1 pseudogene is annotated in these 642 nt (G+C 57.9%); it reads left to right on the top strand.

Annotated features, from left to right (window positions below):
- Positions 1 to 84: 84 nt before the first annotated feature.
- Positions 85 to 480, top strand: a pseudogene (intI1, locus tag RA19_RS25405) (class 1 integron integrase IntI1); the annotation flags it as partial.
- Positions 481 to 642: the final 162 nt, after the last annotated feature.

Consider the following 642-nt stretch of genomic DNA (forward strand, 5'->3'; position numbering starts at 1 on the left):
CGCGGATTCGCCAACGCCCGCATGCCGTGAACGATGGACACAGGAAGTGCCGGAAAGACATACCAGGCACTGCGGCCATTGTGTCACGGTGTGCGTCACCCGGCAACCTTGGGCAGCAGCGAAGTCGAGGCATTTCTGTCCTGGCTGGCGAACGAGCGCAAGGTTTCGGTCTCCACGCATCGTCAGGCATTGGCGGCCTTGCTGTTCTTCTACGGCAAGGTGCTGTGCACGGATCTGCCCTGGCTTCAGGAGATCGGAAGACCTCGGCCGTCGCGGCGCTTGCCGGTGGTGCTGACCCCGGATGAAGTGGTTCGCATCCTCGGTTTTCTGGAAGGCGAGCATCGTTTGTTCGCCCAGCTTCTGTATGGAACGGGCATGCGGATCAGTGAGGGTTTGCAACTGCGGGTCAAGGATCTGGATTTCGATCACGGCACGATCATCGTGCGGGAGGGCAAGGGCTCCAAGGATCGGGCCTTGATGGGGTTCTAGGGATTTTCCGTCCAAATGCGACATTCAGACTGCTAAGTGATTGATTTATTGTGACTGGCTATGTGAAGCGCCAAAAAAGTAATACCCCTCTGGAGGCCGCGGACGGCGTGGCCTCCAGAGCACTTTGTCGTTTTTGGACGGAAAATCCCTAGA

This window comes from Leisingera sp. ANG-M1 (genome assembly GCF_000813745.1).
In the GTDB taxonomy this organism is placed as follows: Bacteria; Pseudomonadota; Alphaproteobacteria; order Rhodobacterales; family Rhodobacteraceae; genus Leisingera.